This is a genomic window from Variovorax paradoxus B4, assembly GCF_000463015.1.
GTDB lineage: Bacteria > Pseudomonadota > Gammaproteobacteria > Burkholderiales > Burkholderiaceae_C > Variovorax > Variovorax paradoxus_E.
Window position 1 is genome coordinate 4625438 of sequence record NC_022247.1, and the last position, 16639, is coordinate 4642076.

16 protein-coding genes and 1 tRNA gene are annotated in these 16639 nt (G+C 65.3%); 11 read left to right on the top strand and 6 right to left on the bottom strand.

What is annotated here, in order from left to right; genetic code table 11:
* Positions 1 to 7: 7 nt before the first annotated feature.
* A complete protein-coding gene (gene paeA / locus VAPA_RS21580; RefSeq protein WP_021008889.1) occupies positions 8 to 1291 on the top strand; it encodes a polyamine export protein PaeA in 1284 nt (427 codons plus the stop codon).
* A 7-nt stretch (positions 1292 to 1298) separates the two neighbouring features.
* Here paeA and VAPA_RS21585 read toward each other — a convergent pair whose 3' ends face one another.
* Positions 1299 to 1958 carry a lytic transglycosylase domain-containing protein gene (locus VAPA_RS21585; RefSeq protein WP_021008890.1) on the bottom strand — a complete coding sequence of 220 codons (660 nt, stop codon included), beginning with the start codon at positions 1956 to 1958 and terminating at the stop codon, positions 1299 to 1301.
* Complete coding sequence (locus tag VAPA_RS21590; protein WP_021008891.1) at positions 1955 to 3700, bottom strand: proline--tRNA ligase; 1746 nt, start codon at positions 3698 to 3700, stop codon at positions 1955 to 1957. The genes VAPA_RS21585 and VAPA_RS21590 overlap by 4 nt, the downstream gene beginning before the upstream one ends.
* A 146-nt stretch (positions 3701 to 3846) precedes the next feature.
* Between VAPA_RS21590 and VAPA_RS21595 the strand changes: the two genes are divergently transcribed.
* Entirely contained in the window at positions 3847 to 4518 is a 672-nt protein-coding gene (locus VAPA_RS21595) for an RNA pyrophosphohydrolase (RefSeq protein WP_021008892.1), read from the top strand.
* Between the two features lie 16 nt (positions 4519 to 4534).
* Positions 4535 to 5059 carry a CNP1-like family protein gene (locus tag VAPA_RS21600; RefSeq protein ID WP_021008893.1) on the top strand — a complete coding sequence of 175 codons (525 nt, stop codon included), beginning with the start codon at positions 4535 to 4537 and terminating at the stop codon, positions 5057 to 5059.
* Between the two features lie 31 nt (positions 5060 to 5090).
* On the opposite strand, the gene proB is transcribed toward VAPA_RS21600, so the two are convergent.
* From proB to rplU, 4 genes are all read right to left on the bottom strand, one after another.
* Positions 5091 to 6230, bottom strand: coding sequence for a glutamate 5-kinase (proB, locus tag VAPA_RS21605; protein ID WP_021008894.1), 1140 nt, complete (start codon positions 6228 to 6230; stop codon positions 5091 to 5093).
* Positions 6231 to 6272: 42 nt separating this feature from the next.
* On the bottom strand, positions 6273 to 7361 hold the full coding sequence (gene cgtA, locus VAPA_RS21610; RefSeq protein ID WP_021008895.1) for an Obg family GTPase CgtA: 1089 nt from the start codon (positions 7359 to 7361) through the stop codon (positions 6273 to 6275).
* Positions 7362 to 7431: 70 nt separating this feature from the next.
* A complete protein-coding gene (gene rpmA / locus VAPA_RS21615; protein WP_015866991.1) occupies positions 7432 to 7689 on the bottom strand; it encodes a 50S ribosomal protein L27 in 258 nt (85 codons plus the stop codon).
* A gap of 12 nt (positions 7690 to 7701) precedes the next feature.
* Positions 7702 to 8013, bottom strand: a complete 312-nt coding sequence (gene rplU, locus VAPA_RS21620; protein WP_015866992.1) for a 50S ribosomal protein L21 — start codon at positions 8011 to 8013, stop codon at positions 7702 to 7704.
* Between the two features lie 188 nt (positions 8014 to 8201).
* Between rplU and VAPA_RS21625 the strand changes: the two genes are divergently transcribed.
* The 8 genes from VAPA_RS21625 to VAPA_RS21660 all read left to right on the top strand — a co-directional run bounded on the left by VAPA_RS21625 (position 8202) and on the right by VAPA_RS21660 (position 16605).
* Positions 8202 to 9194 (top strand): polyprenyl synthetase family protein, encoded by a 993-nt coding sequence (locus VAPA_RS21625; protein ID WP_021008896.1) that lies wholly within the window; start codon positions 8202 to 8204, stop codon positions 9192 to 9194.
* Between the two features lie 49 nt (positions 9195 to 9243).
* Positions 9244 to 9320 (top strand) — tRNA-Pro (locus VAPA_RS21630).
* 113 nt (positions 9321 to 9433) lie between these two features.
* Positions 9434 to 11167, top strand: a complete 1734-nt coding sequence (pilB, locus tag VAPA_RS21635) for a type IV-A pilus assembly ATPase PilB (RefSeq protein ID WP_021008897.1) — start codon at positions 9434 to 9436, stop codon at positions 11165 to 11167.
* A 29-nt stretch (positions 11168 to 11196) separates the two neighbouring features.
* Entirely contained in the window at positions 11197 to 12426 is a 1230-nt protein-coding gene (locus tag VAPA_RS21640) for a type II secretion system F family protein (RefSeq protein WP_021008898.1), read from the top strand.
* Entirely contained in the window at positions 12426 to 13391 is a 966-nt protein-coding gene (locus VAPA_RS21645; protein ID WP_021008899.1) for a prepilin peptidase, read from the top strand. The genes VAPA_RS21640 and VAPA_RS21645 overlap by 1 nt, the downstream gene beginning before the upstream one ends.
* A gap of 10 nt (positions 13392 to 13401) precedes the next feature.
* Positions 13402 to 14007 (top strand): dephospho-CoA kinase, encoded by a 606-nt coding sequence (gene coaE / locus VAPA_RS21650; protein ID WP_021008900.1) that lies wholly within the window; start codon positions 13402 to 13404, stop codon positions 14005 to 14007.
* A gap of 78 nt (positions 14008 to 14085) precedes the next feature.
* Positions 14086 to 15579: an MBOAT family O-acyltransferase gene (locus VAPA_RS21655; protein ID WP_021008901.1), complete on the top strand. Its 1494-nt coding sequence runs from the start codon at positions 14086 to 14088 to the stop codon at positions 15577 to 15579.
* A 6-nt stretch (positions 15580 to 15585) separates the two neighbouring features.
* Positions 15586 to 16605 (top strand): hypothetical protein, encoded by a 1020-nt coding sequence (locus tag VAPA_RS21660; protein WP_021008902.1) that lies wholly within the window; start codon positions 15586 to 15588, stop codon positions 16603 to 16605.
* Positions 16606 to 16639: the final 34 nt, after the last annotated feature.

Genomic DNA, 16639 nt, shown 5'->3' on the forward strand with positions numbered 1-16639 from the left:
TGCCACCATGACTCTCACCCAAAGCCTGCTCATCATCGTCCTGTTGATCGCGATGAGCGCGTTCTTCTCCCTTGCCGAAATCACGCTGGCCGCCTCGCGCCGCCTGCGCCTGCGTCAGATGGCCGACGAGGGCGATGCCCGGGCCGAGCGCGTGCTGCGCGTGCAGGAGCAGCCGGGCCACTACTTCACCGTGGTGCAGATCGGCCTCAACGCGGTGGCGATCCTCGGCGGCGTGGTGGGCGAGGGCTCGCTCAGCCCCTACTTCGCGCGTTTCTTCGAGGGCTGGATGAGCGTGGAGGCCTCGGAGAACGTGGCTTTCCTGTGCTCGTTCATCATCGTCATCGCGGTGTTCCTGGTGTTCGCCGACCTGTTCCCCAAGCGCCTCGGCATGAGCGACCCGGAGCGCATCGCGGTTCGCATGGTCGGCCCGATGCTGGTGCTGATCACCACCTTCAAGCCGCTGGTGTGGTTTTTCACGCGCTCCACCGACATGCTCTTCAAGCTGCTGGGCATGCCGCTGGTGCGCGACGACAAGATCACCTCGGCCGACATCCTGGCCATGACCGAAGCCGGCGCGCGCGCGGGCGTGCTCGCAGTGCGCGAGCAGCAGGTGATCGCCAACGTGTTCGAACTTGACACGCGGCTGGTCAGCAGCGTGATGACGGTGCGCGACAACATCGCCTGGTTCCTGCATGACGACCCCGAGTCGGTGCTGCGGGCGCGCATCGTGGCCGAGCCTTTTTCGGCCTACCCGGTGTGCGACGGCGACATCGACCATGTGCTCGGCTACGTCGACGCCAAGGACATGTTCCAGCGCGTGCTGAGCGGCCAGCCGCTGGCCTTCGACCAGGGCCTGACGCTGCACAAGGCGCTGGTCATCCCCGACCGGCTCTCGCTCACCGAGGTGCTCGAGCAGTTCCAGCAGGCGCATGAAGACTTCGCGATCATCGTCAACGAATACAGCCTGGTGGTGGGCGTGATCACGCTCAACGACGTGATGAGCACGGTGATGGGCGACCTCGTCTCCATGCCCGACGAGGAACAGATCGTGAAGCGCGACGAGAATTCGTGGCTGATCGACGGCGTCACGCCGATCCAGGATGTGCAGCGCGCGCTGCACATCGATGAAATGCCGCATCCGGACGACTACGAAACGCTGGCCGGCTTCCTGATGGTGATGCTGCGGCGCGTGCCCAAGCGCACCGACAGCGTGAGCTGGGGCGGCTACACCTTCGAGGTGATGGACGTCGACAGCTACCGCATCGACCAGGTGATGGTCACGAAAACCTAGCTCGCCCTCAGGCGGCCGAGCGGTCCCTGTCCACGAAGGTCCAGAGGCGCTGGTTCGCGAACACGGCGTTGGGGTACGGTGCCTTGCCGCGGCTGCCGTTGTAGCGCCCGAGGGTCATGTACAGGTCGCCGTTCTCGCGGTCGAGGTAGTGGCGCAGGATGACGCAGCCGAAGCGCAGGTTGGTTTGCATGTGGAACAGCTTGGCCGGGTCGCTGTCGCCGATCACGCGGGTCCAGAACGGCATGACCTGCATGTAGCCACGCGCACCTGCGCTGGACACCGCGAACTTGCGGAAGTTGCTCTCGACCTGGACCAGCCCCAGCACCAGGCTCACGTCCAGGCCCGAGCGCTTGCTCTCGTACCAGACGGTCTGCAGGAATTCCTTGCGCGTGGGCCAGTCGGCGATCTTCTTCTTGAGGCGTTCGCTCATTTCGCCCAGCCAGCGCAGGTAGATCAGGCGGGCCTCTGTGTTCGAGAACTCGGGCACCGGCGGCGCCTTGTTGTGCACGGCCGAACTCAGCGCGGTGCGCACCGAGTCGATCAGCGGTTCCTCGATCTGCGCGCCGGCGAGGGCGACCCGCGGCAGCGACAGCACCGTCAGGGCGCCCGCCGCCGCGGCGCCGCCCACTAGGCACCGGCGTCGCGAGAGGCCGCCCTCCAGGCTCATTTCGCGAGCTTGCCGGTGATGAATTCGGCGATGCCGGCCGTAGGCACCTTGGTGGCCGCCGTGTCGCGGCGATGCTGGTACTCGAGCTGGCCTTCCTTCAAGCCACGGTCCGAAATGACCACGCGGTGCGGCACGCCGATCAGCTCCCAGTCGGCGAACATCGCGCCCGGGCGCTCGCCGCGATCGTCGAGCAGCACGTCGACGCCGGCCACGAGCAGTTGCTCGTAGAGCGCCTCGGCCGCCACCTTGACCTCGGCGCTGCGGTCCATGCCGATCGGGCAGACCACCACCGTGAACGGCGCCAGGGCGTCCGGCCAGATGATGCCGCGCTCGTCGTGGTTCTGCTCGATGGCGGCGGCCGGCAGGCGCGTGATGCCGATGCCGTAGCAGCCCATCTCGAGGAACTGCGGCTTGCCGGCTTCGTCGAGGTAGGTTGCGTTCATGTCCTTGCTGTACTTGGTGCCGAGCACGAACACGTGGCCCACCTCGATGCCGCGCTCGATCGCGAGCACGCCCTTGCCGTCGGGCGAGGCATCGCCCGCCACCACGTTGCGCAGGTCGGCCACCAGCTCGGGCTCGGGCAGGTCGCGGCCCCAGTTGACGCCGGTCATGTGGAAGTCGATCTCGTTGGCGCCGGTGATCCAGTCGGCCATGACCACCACCTCGCGGTCGGCCACGAGCCTGACGGGCTTCTTCAGGTTCAGCGGGCCGAGGTAGCCGGGCTTGCAGCCGAAGTGGTCGTCGATCTCGGCCAACGTTGCGAAGCGGAAGCCCTGGTCCAGGCCCGGCACCTTGCCGACCTTGATCTCGTTCATGTCGTGGTCGCCGCGCAAGAGCAGCAGCCAGACCTGCGAACCCTTCAGGTTGCCGGCCTCGTCGACGATGTCCGTTGCCAGCACCAGCGACTTGACGGTGGTCGAGAGCGGCACGCCGAGCAGTTCCGCCACGTCGGCGCAAGTGCTCTTGCCGGGGGTGGGCGTCTTTTCGAGCGGCTTGGCCGCCGCGGGGCGCGGGCCGGCCGGAGCGAGCGCCTCGGCCTTCTCCATGTTGGCCGCGTAGTCGCTGCCGGGACAGTAGACGATGGCGTCTTCGCCGGTGGCCGCAATCACCTGGAACTCTTCGCTCAGGTCGCCGCCGATGGCGCCGCTGTCGGCCGCCACGGCACGGTAGCGCAGGCCGAAGCGGTCGAAGATGCGGCGGTAGGCATCGGCCATGACTTGGTAGCTGGCCTTGGCCGCGCCCAGGTCGCGGTCGAAGCTGTAGGCGTCCTTCATGATGAATTCGCGCCCGCGCATCAGGCCGAAGCGCGGACGGCGCTCGTCGCGGAACTTGGTCTGGATCTGGTAGAAATTCTTCGGCAGCTGCTTGTAGCTGCGAATTTCCTGGCGCGCGATGTCGGTCACCACCTCTTCGCTGGTGGGCTGGACCACGAAGTCGCGGTCGTGCCGGTCCTTGATGCGCAGCAGCTCGGGGCCCATCTTGTCGAAGCGGCCGGTCTCCTGCCAGAACTCGGCCGGCTGCACCACGGGCATCGTGAGCTCGACCGCGCCGGCGCGGTTCATTTCCTCGCGCACGATCGCCTCGACCTTGCGGATCACGCGCAGCCCCATCGGCATGTAGGTGTAGATGCCCGTGCCGAGCTTCTTGATCATGCCCGCGCGCATCATGAGCCGATGGCTCGCGACCTCGGCGTCAGCGGGCGCTTCCTTGAGGGTGGAGACAAAAAATCGGGAAGCTTTCATCGGGATCGCGCTGGTGGATTCAAAAATCGTGGGGAAGACGGATGCCGGCGGAGAGACCTCCGGGAACCCGCGGGCCTCGAACTGGCCGCTTGCCGTGTGCAACCCGGCATGCATAATCGACTCAGTTCAAAAATTGGGGTTTGATTATGCTCGACCGGGACGGCTTCAGGCCCAACGTCGGCATCATCCTGCTCAACCAGAGAAACCAGGTTTTCTGGGGCAAACGCATACGCACGCATTCCTGGCAGTTTCCGCAAGGCGGCATAGACCGCGGCGAAAGTCCCGAGCAAGCCATGTTCCGGGAACTGCACGAGGAAGTCGGGCTCCATCCGGAGCACGTGCGCATCGTGGCCCGTACCCGTGACTGGTTGCGCTACGAGGTGCCGGATCGGTTCATTCGCCGTGACGCACGGGGCCACTACAAGGGCCAGAAGCAAATCTGGTATTTGCTGCAATTGATCGGTCACGACTGGGATCTGAACCTGCGCGCGACCGACCACCCCGAATTCGACGCCTGGCGATGGCACGACTACTGGGTGCCGCTCGATGTGGTCGTCGAATTCAAACGCGGCGTCTACGAGATGGCACTGACCGAGCTTGCTCGCTACCTGCCACGGCAGGATTTCCGCAACCGCTTCCTGCGCAGCAACGTGCGCGCCCGCGAATTCGAGCGCCACACGCCGGATGGCGGCGCGCCCGCGGGGCTGGACCTGCCGCCTGGTGGCAGTTTCGACCCGCATCCCGACATTACTTCTGCGAGCGATGACCCTTCCCCTCCTCCCCACAACAAAGCGCCCTTCTTTCCGTCGCAACGCTGAGGGCGCCCTGCTCGTCGTGTGCCTGGCCCTGCTTGCCGGATGCGCATCCGGCACGCACGACACGGACAACCCCGACTGGGCGCAGGCCGGCATGCAGCCGGCGCCCAAGCGCTACGAGACCGACGCCGAATGGAAGGAAACCGAGGCCCCGCCCCCGCCCGCCTTCGACGAAAAGCGTCTCGAGCCGATCTCGATGCCGCCCTACATGAGCCTGAAGTTCGGCGTCGATCCGAAAACCATTGCCATCACCCGCGACGGCATCGTGCGCTACGTGGTGGTGGCACAGAACCGCAACGGCGGCGGCGTCAACGCGTTCTACGAAGGGGTGCGTTGCTCGACCGGGGAAATGAAGAGCTACGCCCGCTACAACAACGGCGCCTGGCAGGAAACGAAGACGCTGGAGTGGAAGCGCATCAGCGACCTGAACTCGCGCTACGCCATGGCGCTGTCGAGCCAGGCGCTGTGCCGCGGCAATGCGCCGCGCAATTCGGTCGGAGAGATGGTCCAGAACCTGCGCAACCCGGTTCGGGAAGTGCAGTAATGAACCGACGGGGCCCGGCGCCCCGCCTTCATCAGCCGCGCATCAGCACCATGTTGTCGCGGTGGACCATTTCCGGCTCCGCCACGTAACCCAGCAGGCGCTCGAATTCCGACGAGGGCTTGCGGCACAGCAGACGGGCCTCGACGCTCGAGTAATTGGCAAGGCCGCGAGCGAGTTCCACGCCATCGATGTCGCGCACGGCGATCACGTCGCCGCGCGAAAACTCTCCCGAGACGCCGGTCATGCCGATCGGCAGCAGGCTCTTGCCCTCGGCGCGCACCTTGGCCGCCGCGCCGGCATCGACGGTGACCGCGCCGCGCAACTGCAGGTGATCGGCCATCCAGCGCTTGCGCGCCTGGTGCTTGGCCGTCTGCGCCACCAGCAGCGTGCCGATGGATTCGCCGCGCGTCAGGCGCAGCAGGGCGTCGGGCTCGCGGCCCCAGGCGATCACGGTGGAGGCGCCCGAGCCGGCGGCGCGCTTGGCCGCAAGGATCTTGGTGATCATGCCGCCGCGCCCGAGGCTGGAGCCCGCCCCGCCCGCCATCGCTTCGAGGGCCGGGTCGCCGGCCGCCGCCTCGTGCACGAACTTCGCGTCCGGATCCTTGCGCGGGTCGGCCGTGTAGAGGCCCTTCTGGTCCGTCAGGATGACCAGCGCGTCGGCTTCGACCAGGTTGGCCACGAGCGCGCCCAGCGTGTCGTTGTCGCCGAACTTGATCTCGTCGTTGACGACGGTGTCGTTCTCGTTGATGACCGGCACCACGCCCAGCCCGAGCAGCGTGACGAGGGTCGAGCGCGCATTGAGATAACGCTCGCGGTCGGCCAGGTCGGCATGGGTGAGCAGCACCTGGGCGCTGCCGATCTGGTTCTCGCGCAGCTTGGTCTCGTACATCTGAGCCAGGCCCATCTGCCCGACGGCCGCTGCGGCCTGGAGTTCATGCACCTCGTGCGGCCGCGTACGCCAGCCGAGGCGCTTCATGCCTTCGGCAATGGCGCCGCTCGACACCATCACGACCTCGCGGCCGCCCTGCACCAGCACCGCCAACTGCCGGCACCATTCGCCGATGGCAGCCTCGTCGAGACCGCGCCCCTCGTTGGTCACGAGGCTGGAGCCCACCTTGACGACGATACGGCGGGCATCCCGCAAGGCAGTGGATCCGGAGTTCGAGGTCATTGGAGGGCGTAGCGGTCGTGAATGCAGCGTGTTGGTGGGCGGTCAGGAGGAGGAAGAGGAAGGCTCGGGCGGCAGCTCGACAAAGCGCGGATCGACCTCGACCGGCACGTGTTCCGCCGCATGCTGCGCCTTGACCTGCTGGTACACGGCCTGCACCAGATGCTCGCAGCCTTCGCGCGTGAGCGCGGAGATCTCGAACACCGGGCCCTTGAAGCGCAGGCGCTTGACGAAGTCCTTCACGCGCGCGGCGCGCTCGTCCACGGGCACCATGTCGAGCTTGTTCAGCACCAGCCAGCGCGGCTTTTCGTAGAGCGCGGCGTCGTACTTCTTCAGCTCGCCCACGATGGCCTTGGCCTGGGCGACCGGATCGACGGCGTCGTCGAACGGTGCCATGTCGATCACATGCAGCAGCAGCCGCGTGCGCTGCAGGTGGCGCAGGAAGAGGTGACCGAGGCCAGCGCCTTCGGACGCGCCTTCGATCAGGCCGGGCAGGTCGGCCACCACGAAGCTCTGCTCCGGGCCGACGCGCACCACGCCCAGGTTCGGGTGCAGCGTGGTGAAGGGGTAGTCGGCGATGCGCGGGCGCGCGTTCGAGATGGCGCTGATCAAGGTCGACTTGCCCGCATTCGGCATGCCGAGCAGGCCGACATCGGCGAGCACCTTCAGCTCGAGCTTGAGGCTCTTCTTCTCGCCGGGCCAGCCCGGTGTCTTCTGGCGCGGGGCGCGGTTGATGGCGCTCTTGAAGCGCATGTTGCCGAAGCCGCCGTCGCCGCCCTTGGCGATGGTGACGACCTCGCCTTCCTTCAGCATCTCGTACAGCACTTCACCGGTTTCGGCGTCGCTGATGATGGTGCCGACGGGCATCTTGAGGAGGATGTCGTCGCCCGCGGCGCCGAACATGTCGGAGCCCATGCCGTGCTCGCCGCGCCTGGCCTCGTGGCGGCGCGAGTAGCGGAAATCGACCAGGGTGTTGAGATTGGAATCGGCTACCGCGTAGACGTGGCCGCCGCGGCCGCCGTCGCCGCCATTGGGGCCGCCGAATTCCTTGTATTTTTCATGACGGAACGACACGCAGCCGTTGCCGCCATCGCCTGCGGCGATGTCGATGAAGGCTTCGTCGACGAACTTCATGGGGTATCCAGTGTACAAATGAAGAAGCCCCGGCAAAGCGGGGCTTCGAGCTGATCGAAGTGACTCGGGCTTATGCCGGGGTCACGTTGACCATGTGCTTGTTCAGTGCGCCCTTGACGCCGAACGACACGTGGCCGTCCACCAGTGCAAACAGCGTGTGGTCCTTGCCCACGCCGACGTTCACGCCGGGGTGGAACTGGGTGCCCCGCTGGCGCACGATGATCGAGCCTGCGCTGATCAGTTCGCCGCCGAAGGCCTTCACACCGAGCATCTTGGGCTTGGAATCGCGCCCGTTTCGCGTTGAGCCGCCGCCTTTTTTCTGTGCCATGGAATCTGCTCCTTAGCCGGCGATCGCGCCGATTTGCAGTTCGGTGAACTGCTGGCGATGGCCTTGACGTTTCTGATAGTGCTTGCGACGGCGCATCTTGAAGATGCCGACCTTGTCGTGCTTGCCGTGCGACAGTACCGTGACTGTCACCGTTGCGCCGGACACCAGGGGCGTACCGATCTTGATTTCGCTGCCGTTGCCGACTGCAAGAACCTGATCGATCACGATTTCCTGGCCTACATCCGCAGCAATCTGTTCTACTTTAATTTTTTCGCCGGAAGCAACGCGATACTGCTTGCCGCCGGTTTTTATGACCGCGTACATGTGAACCTCTTAAGGAATGAGCTCTACGGCGAATTCCGCAGAGCCCTAGATTCTAGCACGGTTTGCATGCGCTAACATGGTTCGAGCGGGAGGGCCGCCGGGAGGCCGCGCGCTCCTCCCTATAATCTGCGCCTTCCGGCCTTGTGCCGCTGTCACTTTCGCATTCAGACGCGCCGCGCGCAAACGCCTTGCCAGTTCACGCCGCCGATACCTCCCCCACCGCCACCGTGCTGGATTTGATCGCCGGCGACATGGTCGAAGTCGACCGTGTGATTGCGCAGCGCCTCGACACCGGCGTGCCCCTGGTCAGCCAGGTTTCGAAGTACATCATCTCCGCCGGCGGCAAACGCCTGCGCCCGGCGCTGCTGCTCCTCATGTCGGGCGCGCTCGGCTACACGGGCGAGCAGCGCTTCAACCTGGCGGCGGTGGTGGAATTCATCCACACGGCCACCCTGCTGCACGACGACGTCGTCGACGAATCGACCCTGCGGCGCGGGCGCCCGACGGCCAACGAATCGTTCGGCAACCCGGCCAGCGTGCTGGTGGGCGACTTCCTTTATTCGCGCGCCTTCCAGATGATGTTGGATGCAAACAACATGCGCATCATGCAGATTCTGGCCGAGGCGACCAACGTGATCGCGGAAGGCGAAGTGCTCCAGCTGATGAACATGCACGACGCGACGCTGGACGAATCGGCCTACCTGCGCGTGATCCGCTCCAAGACCGCCAAGCTTTTCGAGGCCAGCACACGGCTCGCCGCCGTGCTGGCGGGCGCCACGCCCGAAGTCGAGGAAGCCTGCGCCACCTACGGCCAGGCCCTGGGCACGGCCTTCCAGGTGATCGACGACGTGCTCGACTACGCCGGCGACGCACACGAAACGGGAAAGAACGTGGGCGACGACCTGCGCGAAGGCAAGACCACGCTGCCGCTGATCTTCGCCATGCGGCGCGGCAGCCCTGCCCAGGCGACGCTGGTGCGTGCAGCCATCGAGGCCGGCGACACCGCCCAGCTGGGCAAGATCGTCGAAATCGTCCACGCCACCGGCGCCCTGGAAGCCTCGCGCGCCGCCGCGGCCGACGAGGCAAAGCGCGCAATTCACGCATTGCGCGACTTTCCGTCCAATTTGCATGCCGACGGTTTGCTACAATTGGCAGCTCAGTTGCTTGAGCGACGTGCCTGAACACCTCACAAGAGTTGGCAAGGACGACTTCTCTTTTTTTGCAACCAATCGGGGTGTAGCTTAGCCTGGTAGAGCGCTACGTTCGGGACGTAGAGGCCGGAGGTTCGAATCCTCTCACCCCGACCAGCCTTTGGCTGGCACAAATAATGCCCGTGCCTGTTGCTGCGTAGCGATTTACAGGGACGGGTCGTTCAGCGATGATCGTGAAGCACTTTTTCACATCTCTTGCAATTCGCTGAATGGCTGCTGCCGAACTTCCTGTTAAAGAAAACACGCAAATCGCCCTCCCGGGCCTTGCGCGCGCCTTGGTTTCGGCCGGCAAGCTTCCCGCGAAGACTGCGGAAGACATCTACCAGAAGTCGCTCAACGGCCGCACCAGCTTCATTGCCGAGCTGACCGGCAGCGGCGCCGTCTCGGCCGCCGACCTCGCCCATACGCTTTCCAGCGCCTTCGGCGCGCCGCTGCTGGACCTGGACGCCATCGACCACCAGCGCCTGCCCAAGGACCTGCTTGACCCGAAGCTGTGCCACGCCTACCGGATCGTGGTTCTCAGCAAGCGCAACAACCGTCTCATTGTTGCAACGGCCGACCCCTCGGACCAGCAGGCGGTGGAAAAGATCAAGTTCGCGTCCCAGATGGGCGTGGACTGGGTCATTGCCGAATACGACAAGCTGTCGCGCATGATCGAAGCCGCCGCGGTCAGCGCGGCGGAAACCATCAACAGCATCGTCGGCGCCGAGTTCGAGTTCGACGACGTCACGGCGGACACCTCGGGCGACGCCAACGAACAGGCGATTGCCGAAGTCGAGGACGCGCCGGTCGTGCGCTTCCTGCACAAGATGCTGCTCGACGGCGTCAGCATGCGGGCCTCGGACATCCACTTCGAGCCCTACGAGCACAACTACCGCGTGCGCTTTCGCATCGACGGCGAGCTGCGCGAGATCGCGAGCCCGCCCACGCTCATCAAGGACAAGCTGGCCTCGCGGATCAAGGTCATTTCACGGCTCGACATTTCCGAGAAGCGCGTGCCGCAGGACGGCCGCATGAAGCTCAAGATCGGTCCCGACCGGGTCATCGACTTCCGCGTCAGCACGCTGCCCACGCTGTTCGGCGAGAAGATCGTGATCCGTATTCTCGACCCGAGCAGCGCGCGCCTGGGCATCGACGCCCTGGGCTACGACGCCGACGAAAAGGAGCGCCTGCTGCATGCGATCGGGCGGCCCTACGGCATGGTGCTGGTGACGGGCCCCACCGGTTCGGGCAAGACGGTTTCGCTCTACACCTGCCTGAACCTGCTGAACCAGCCGGGCGTCAACATCGCAACGGCGGAAGATCCTTCCGAAATCAACCTGCCGGGCGTGAACCAGGTGAACGTCAACGAGCGTGCCGGACTCACCTTCGCCACGGCGCTGCGCGCCTTCCTGCGGCAGGATCCCGACATCATCATGGTCGGCGAAATCCGGGACCTCGAAACCGCCGACATCTCGATCAAGGCCGCGCAAACGGGCCACCTGGTCCTCTCGACGCTGCACACCAACGACGCGCCGACCACGCTCACGCGCATGCGGAACATGGGCATTGCGCCGTTCAACATTGCCTCCAGCGTGATCCTCATCACCGCGCAGCGGCTCGCGCGGCGCCTGTGCCACATGTGCCGCGCGCCGGCCGACGTGCCGCGCCAGGCGCTGCTCGATGCGGGCTTCAGGGAAGAACAGCTCGACGGTACCTGGAAGCCCTATCGGCCGGTCGGCTGCGCGGCGTGCAGCAACGGCTACAAGGGCCGGGTCGGCATCTACCAGGTGATGCCGATCTCGGACGCCATCCAGACCATCATCCTGCGCGACGGCAGCGCACAGGACATCGCGCGACAGTCCGAGGCCGAGGGCGTGCGCTCGCTGCGGCAGTCCGGGCTGCGAAAAGTCATGCAAGGGCTCACCTCACTCGAAGAAGTGGTGGCGGTCACCAACGAATAACGAACACACTGCAAGAAATCGGAGATCGAATGGCAACAGTGGCATCCACCCGCACCTCGAACACGCTCAAGGAATTTGTCTACGAGTGGGAAGGCAAGGACCGCAACGGGAAGCTGGTGCGCGGCGAGCTTCGGGCCGCCGGCGAGAACCAGGTGCAGGCCGCCCTGCGGCGCCAGGGCGTTCTGGCGTCCAAGATCAAGAAGCGCCGCATGCGCTCGGGCAAGTCCATCAAGCCCAAGGACATTGCGATCTTCACGCGCCAGCTGGCAACAATGATGAAGGCCGGCGTGCCGCTGCTGCAGTCGTTCGACATCGTGGGCCGCGGCAATGCCAACCCGAGCGTGGCCAAGCTGCTCAACGACATCCGCAGCGACGTGGAGACCGGCACCTCGCTGTCGGCGGCCTTCCGCAAGTTTCCGAAGTATTTCGACAACCTCTACTGCAACCTGGTGGAGGCCGGCGAAGCGGCCGGTATCCTGGAAGACCTGCTGGACCGCCTGGCCACCTACATGGAGAAGACCGAGGCCATCAAGTCGAAGATCAAGTCGGCGCTGATGTATCCCACCTCCGTGGTGGTGGTCGCGTTCGTGGTGGTGGCCATCATCATGATCTTCGTGATTCCGGCCTTCAAGCAGGTGTTCACCTCCTTCGGCGCCGACCTGCCCGCACCCACGCTGTTCGTGATGGCCATGAGCGAATTCTTCGTCTCCTACTGGTGGCTGATCTTCGGCGTGATCGGCGGCGGCACCTACTTTTTCCTGCAGGCCTGGAAGCGCAACGAACGCGTGCAGCGGGTCATGGACCGCGCGCTGCTGCGCGTGCCGATCTTCGGCACGCTGATCGAGAAATCGTGCGTGGCCCGCTGGACCCGCACCCTTGCCACCATGTTTGCCGCCGGCGTTCCGCTGGTCGAGGCACTCGACTCGGTGGGCGGCGCTTCGGGCAACACCGTCTACGGCGACGCCACGGCCAAGATCCAGCAGGAGGTCTCGACCGGCACGAGCCTCACGACGGCCATGACCAACGTCAACCTGTTCCCCTCGATGGTGATCCAGATGACGGCCATCGGCGAAGAGTCCGGCTCCATCGACCACATGCTCGGCAAGGCCGCCGACTTCTACGAGTCCGAGGTGGACGACATGGTGGCCGGCCTCTCGAGCCTGATGGAGCCCATCATCATCGTGTTCCTGGGCGTGATCATCGGCGGCATCGTGGTGTCGATGTACCTGCCCATCTTCAAGTTGGGCCAGGTCGTTTGATGCTGGTGTCGCAGGAGTTCGACGCCGCTTTCGCCGGCGTCCTGGGGTTGCTGGTCGGCAGTTTTCTCAACGTGGTGATCTACCGCACCCCGGTCATGATGTACCGGGGCTGGCTGGCCGATGCGGTGGCCAACCTGATGTCGTCCAAGGACGTTCCGTCGCTCTGGACGCTCGTGTTCGGGCCGAAGGCGCAGCCCCCGGCCGGGCTCGAAGCCGCGGCGGATAAGGCGGCCGTGGCCATCGAGGCGCTGCCGCCGTTCGACCTGACCCGGCCGGCCTCGCGCTGCGGCGCCTGTGGCCACAAGATCCGCTGGTACCAGAACATTCCGGTGCTGAGCTACCTGGTGCTGCGGGGCCGCTGCGCCGCCTGCAAGACGCCCATCAGCCCGCGTTATCCGCTGGTCGAGCTGGTGAGCGGCGCGCTCTTCGCCCTGTGCGCCTACCGCTTCGGCCTCACGCCCACCGGCGCGCTCTGGGCGGCGTTCGCGGCGTTCCTGATCTGCCAGTTCCTGATCGACTTCGACACCCAATTCCTGCCCGACGCGCTCAACTATCCGCTGCTCTGGCTGGGGCTCGTCGGCGCGGCCATGGGCTGGACCGGCACTGCGCTGAGTTCGGCGGTCTGGGGCGCCGTGTTCGGCTACCTGAGCCTCTGGCTTGTGTACCATGGCTATCGCCTGGTCACGGGCAAGGAAGGCATGGGATATGGCGACTTCAAACTGCTGGCGGCGCTGGGCGCATGGCTGGGGGCCGACTACCTCATCGCCATCATCCTCGTTTCGTCGCTGGTGGGCGCCGTGATCGGCCTCACGCTGCGTTTGGTCGGGAAGCTGGCGCACAAGGACATTCCCATGGCCTTCGGCCCCTTTCTTGCCGGTGCCGGCCTGGTCTGCCTGGTGGCGGGCCCGGAGCTCGTGAGGCAATGGATTCCCTTCGCCTTCCCGCTCGGCGCATTCGCCCGCTGAGGAGCGCATGATGCGGCGCATCGGCCTGACGGGTGGCATCGGGAGCGGCAAGAGCACCGTCGCCGCCATGCTGGTGGCCGAAGACGCCGTGCTGGTCGACACCGACGCCATCGCACGCCGCATTGCGCAGCCCGGAGGCATCGCCATGCCTGCCGTCGAGGCGGCCTTCGGCAGCGGCGTCATCGCGGCGGACGGCGGACTGGACCGCGCGGCGATGCGGCAGCTCGTGTTCACCGACAGCGGCGCGAGAAAGCGCCTCGAATCGATCCTGCACCCGCTGATCGGTGCCGAGACGGAACGCATGGCTTCGGACGCCGGCCCGGATGCGGTGGTGGTCTTCGACGTACCGCTCCTGGTCGAATCCGGCCGCTGGCGGGCCATGGTCGACCGGGTGCTGGTGGTCGACGCCACGGAGGAAACGCAACTGCAGCGCGTCGTGGCGCGCTCGGGCTGGACGCCGGAGGCCGTGCGGGCAGTGATCGCCCAGCAGGCCCCGCGCAGGCTGCGCAGGGCTGCCGCCGATGCCGTCATTTTCAACGAGTCGCTCTCGCTGGAGGAACTCGGTGCGCAGGTCCGGAGTCTCTGGAAGCGGTGGGCTCCGCCCGGCACGCGATAATCCGAGACTGGCCGCCAGAGCGGCCGCATAACGACCAAGACAAAAAAGGCGCTCGCCGGAGTGCCCTCCCCTCCCGCGATGCTTTTCAATTCGTATCCCTTCATTTTTGTCTTCTTCCCGCTGGTACTGATCGGGTTCTTCCTGATCGGCAAGCGCAACGCCCGGTCCGCCGCAGGCTTTCTTGCCCTGGCCTCGCTGTTCTTCTACGGCTGGTGGAGCGTCAAGGCGCTTCCGCTGCTGGTGGCGTCGATCTGCATCAACTACTGGTTCGGGCTGCGCCTCTCGCCGGCACCGGGCCGGGACGACCGCAAGCGCAAGTCCCTGCTGGTGGTGGCGCTGGTGGTCAACCTCGGCGTGCTCGCGGTCTTCAAGTACGCCAACTTCTTCGTCTCGAACGTGAACGACGGGCTGGCCGCGGCGGGCCTGTCGCAGATCCCGCTGCTGCACATCGTGCTGCCGATCGGCATCTCGTTCTATACCTTCACCCAGATCGCCTTCCTGGTCGACTGCTGGCAGGGCAAGGTGCATGAGCGCAGCTTCATCCACTACGTGCTGTTCGTCACCTACTTTCCGCACCTGATCGCGGGCCCGGTGCTGCACCACGCGCAGATGATGCCGCAGTTCGCCAATGCGGCCACCTACCGGCTCGACCCCAGCAAGGTGGCGCTCGGCGTTGCGATCTTCACCTTCGGCCTGGCAAAGAAGCTGCTGATCGCCGACCCGATGGGCCAGTACGCCGACATGATGTTCAACGGCGTGCACAAGGGCATCGAGCCTACGCTCTACACCTCGTGGTTCGGCGCGCTCGCCTACACGCTGCAGATCTATTTCGACTTCTCGGGCTATTCGGACATGGCGGTCGGCCTGTCGCTGTGCCTGGGCGTGCAGCTTCCGCTCAATTTCCGCTCGCCCTACAAGTCGACCAACATCATCGAGTTCTGGCGGCGCTGGCACATCTCGCTGTCGAACTTCCTGCGCGACTATCTCTACGTGCCGCTGGGCGGCAACCGCAAGGGCCCGGCCCGGCGCTACCTGAACCTGTTCCTCACGATGCTGCTCGGCGGCCTCTGGCACGGCGCCGCCTGGACCTTCGTGATCTGGGGCGCGCTGCACGGCGTGTTCCTGATGATCAACCACCTCTGGAATTCCAAGGTGCGGCGCAACATTCCCGCAGGTCCGGTTGCGCACGTGCTGGGCTGGTTCCTGACCTTCCTGTGCGTGGTGCTGGCCTGGATCGTCTTCCGCGCCGACGGCGTCCACACGGCCATGGCCATCTACAAGGGCATGCTCGGCCTGCATGGCGCCCCGCCTTCCGCATTCAGCGAACTGGGGCCGGTTCCGTTCCGCAAGCCCGAGTTCTTCCAGACCATGCTCGTCGGCATCATCATCTGCCTGGCATTGCCTCCGACGATCACGCTCGAGCGCTGGATTCCCCACCCGAAGGCGGTGGCCGGTCAGCCGGTCATGGCCTGGTGCTCCGCGGCCGTGCTGGCGATCGGCACCTTCGCGCTCTTCGCCTGGTGCGTCTCGAAGCTGGGCAACTACAGCCCGTTCCTCTACTTCCAATTCTGATTCGACATGACGACGCCCGCGAAAGTCTGGCTGCGGTTCTTCCTGATCGGCTACATCATCCTGATGGCGCTGTGGATCGTTTCGCTCACCAGCCCCGTGCCTTACGGCGACCTCACGCGGATCGGCCGCCTGTCCGAGCGCGAATTCGGCTGGACCGCCCCGCCGCCCAAGGTGGACCCCGCCTACCTGAAGGGCACGCCCGTCGACCAGGCCGACGTGCTGGTCATCGGCGACAGCTTCTCCATGACCTTCCGCTGGCAGTCCGTCCTTGCCAAGGCCGGCTACCGCGTCTCGACCACCTACTGGGGCCAGTACGAGAACGCGCTCTGCAGCGACTTCGACCAATGGATCGAGCGCACGGGCTTCAAGGGCAAGCTGATCATCATCGAGAGCGTGGAACGCCTGCTCGGCGACCGCACCAAGGACAGCATGAAGTGCCAGAAGATGATCCGGCCCTTCGACGCCATGGACCATCCGCTGATCACGCCCGACGAGACCGTGCCGAGCCCCGCGCCCAACTGGAACGTGCAGTTCATGACGGGCATCACGACCTACTACAACACCTGGAAAGCGAAAAAGTCTGCAACAGACATCCACTTCGACTGGAACACCTGGGTCCGCCCGGTGCCCGACGGTTGCAAGCTCTTCTCCCATCGCTCGTGCGACAAGATGCCCTTTTTCGCGGAAGATGACGACAATGGGCCGCTGACCCCTGCGCACCTGGAATGGATGAAGAATTTCACAAAGGCGCACAGCAAGCTTCCTATCATGTGGATGGTGATTCCCAACAAGACCACCGTGTACCTGAAGCCCGACTACTCGAAGGATTTCGAAGCCGGGTTCCGTACGTCCGGGCTGACAGGACCGGATCTCTACGCGTTCACGCGCGAGAAACACACGCAGATTCGCGACTTCTATTTTTCGAACGACACCCACATGTCCATGCATGGCCAACTCGAGCTGGGAGAACGCATGCTCGCGGCCGTGCGCGAGGTGGTGCCGACGCCCCCCTCGAAATCGCCCTGAAGCTATGATTCCGCGACAGGAAAGCTATAGAACC

Bases quoted from the DNA above. Each gene is read 5' to 3' on its own strand.
- rplU (WP_015866992.1), bottom strand. From the start codon at position 8,013: ATGTACGCGGTCATAAAAACCGGCGGCAAGCAGTATCGCGTTGCTTCC.
- VAPA_RS21645 (WP_021008899.1), top strand. From the start codon at position 12,426: ATGCTGGTGTCGCAGGAGTTCGACGCCGCTTTCGCCGGCGTCCTGGGG.
- cgtA (WP_021008895.1), bottom strand. From the start codon at position 7,361: ATGAAGTTCGTCGACGAAGCCTTCATCGACATCGCCGCAGGCGATGGC.
- proB (WP_021008894.1), bottom strand. From the start codon at position 6,230: ATGACCTCGAACTCCGGATCCACTGCCTTGCGGGATGCCCGCCGTATC.
- VAPA_RS21655 (WP_021008901.1), top strand. From the start codon at position 14,086: ATGCTTTTCAATTCGTATCCCTTCATTTTTGTCTTCTTCCCGCTGGTA.
- VAPA_RS21585 (WP_021008890.1), bottom strand. From the start codon at position 1,958: ATGAGCCTGGAGGGCGGCCTCTCGCGACGCCGGTGCCTAGTGGGCGGC.
- paeA (WP_021008889.1), top strand. From the start codon at position 8: ATGACTCTCACCCAAAGCCTGCTCATCATCGTCCTGTTGATCGCGATG.
- VAPA_RS21660 (WP_021008902.1), top strand. From the start codon at position 15,586: ATGACGACGCCCGCGAAAGTCTGGCTGCGGTTCTTCCTGATCGGCTAC.
- coaE (WP_021008900.1), top strand. From the start codon at position 13,402: ATGCGGCGCATCGGCCTGACGGGTGGCATCGGGAGCGGCAAGAGCACC.
- VAPA_RS21590 (WP_021008891.1), bottom strand. From the start codon at position 3,700: ATGAAAGCTTCCCGATTTTTTGTCTCCACCCTCAAGGAAGCGCCCGCT.
- pilB (WP_021008897.1), top strand. From the start codon at position 9,434: ATGGCTGCTGCCGAACTTCCTGTTAAAGAAAACACGCAAATCGCCCTC.
- VAPA_RS21595 (WP_021008892.1), top strand. From the start codon at position 3,847: ATGCTCGACCGGGACGGCTTCAGGCCCAACGTCGGCATCATCCTGCTC.
- rpmA (WP_015866991.1), bottom strand. From the start codon at position 7,689: ATGGCACAGAAAAAAGGCGGCGGCTCAACGCGAAACGGGCGCGATTCC.
- VAPA_RS21640 (WP_021008898.1), top strand. From the start codon at position 11,197: ATGGCAACAGTGGCATCCACCCGCACCTCGAACACGCTCAAGGAATTT.